The following is a 1,298-nucleotide window of genomic DNA, read 5'->3' as shown; positions in this document are numbered from 1 at the left end:
GGGCTGGTCCGCGGCCGGCCGCTTCCGGAGTGCGGGGTGATGGCCTCGGTCGCGGCCGCGGAGGCGATCAGCCATTTCGGCGCCCGGCCGGTGGCCCCACTGGCGCAGCTCGTGCGGGATCGGTTCGCGAATGCATGATTCACAGTTGATATAGGCTGCAGCGACATGGAAGTTGATGGCAACATCACGTATTACTCTTTCGACGGCGACCAAATCGGCCGGAGGATTCAGACGTTGATTCTTGAAAATGCCGCGCAAGAAGCCGCCGTCTTCTCCAGAAATGTGTCTGAGGCGATTGAATTATTGACAAAAGAGCTCCAATGTCTGGGGTGCCAAGTTCTTTTTGCTGCCGGTGACAGTGTGATGGCTGTGGGTCCTCCTGGAATCCCAATCGAGCGGCTCCTTAGCCCGCGGAGAGGTATTTCGTTCTCAGTTGGTATAGGGAAAACTCCGAGGGATGCGCTGGTCGCGCTGTCGCGTGCGAAGATCAATGGGGGCGGCCACGTTGTCTGCTATAGGGAGCTATAAAATGCGAACGGGACGCATTATTTACTATTCAGATAACATTGATGGATACACACATGCAATTGCAGCAATGGTCAGGCAGTTTAAACCCGAAAGAATTGAAGTTATATTTTTATCAGGTCCCATGATCGGAAGTGCCCCGCATCGTGGGAGAGAGCAAAGTGAGTTTGTTGAACGCCTCCACAAGCGCCTTGCCGATCTCGGTAGATTCGCTCAAGCGTATCGAGAGGCAGAGACCGTTGAGATCGTGCCGAAACCGCTTCTGCACGATAGGGTCAGCGACCTTTTTGACGGAACGGATATACTTGATGTAACTCCAGTGCCAAAGAAGCTCTCCGTTGCAATCGTTGCAGAATCTCTCAAAAATAGAACATCGCGGGTTTTCACACTTGATTGGCTAGCAAGAAGGGAGATGAACAAAGAGTTATTCATCGGTCAGGACGCATATGATTATGTAGACTTGACAAGAATTGAGCAGGCTGCGACGTTAAGGCGCTCTTTTTCAGCTCGTGCAAATCTCCTTCTTGCGATGATGTTCGTTATCTTGCTTGTTGGCATTGCTTCCGTTCTGGCGCGTTGGTTTCCAGAGTTATCTTTAGCCAATGAATTACTTGTTGCAATAAGCGTGGCTGTCGGCTTCGCCGGACTTGTAGTTGCAGTTCGTGGAACATAAATCCTTAGTCCGCGTGGACAAACCCGCGGTCTGGGGATTCCCATCGGACTGGGGACGTGATTCCAAGCTGATCCCTGGCATGGAGATCGGCGTTGATCCG

The 1,298-nt window shown here is 52.3% G+C and carries 2 protein-coding genes; both read left to right on the top strand.

Annotated features, from left to right (window positions below):
• Positions 1-165 precede the first annotated feature (165 nt).
• Positions 166-528 (top strand): mCpol domain-containing protein, encoded by a 363-nt coding sequence (locus tag F563_RS26015; protein ID WP_156825309.1) that lies wholly within the window; start codon positions 166-168, stop codon positions 526-528.
• 1 nt (position 529) lies between these two features.
• Positions 530-1,198 (top strand): hypothetical protein, encoded by a 669-nt coding sequence (locus F563_RS25035; RefSeq protein ID WP_156825308.1) that lies wholly within the window; start codon positions 530-532, stop codon positions 1,196-1,198.
• Positions 1,199-1,298 lie beyond the last annotated feature (100 nt).

The sequence above is a fragment of the Elioraea tepidiphila DSM 17972 genome (assembly GCF_000378465.1).
Taxonomy (GTDB): domain Bacteria; phylum Pseudomonadota; class Alphaproteobacteria; order Acetobacterales; family Acetobacteraceae; genus Elioraea; species Elioraea tepidiphila.
Note: the sequence above shows the minus strand (reverse complement) of the source record. Positions and strands in the feature narration are given on the sequence as shown.

Bases quoted from the DNA above. Each gene is read 5' to 3' on its own strand.
- F563_RS25035 (WP_156825308.1), top strand. From the start codon at position 530: ATGCGAACGGGACGCATTATTTACTATTCAGATAACATTGATGGATAC.
- F563_RS26015 (WP_156825309.1), top strand. From the start codon at position 166: ATGGAAGTTGATGGCAACATCACGTATTACTCTTTCGACGGCGACCAA.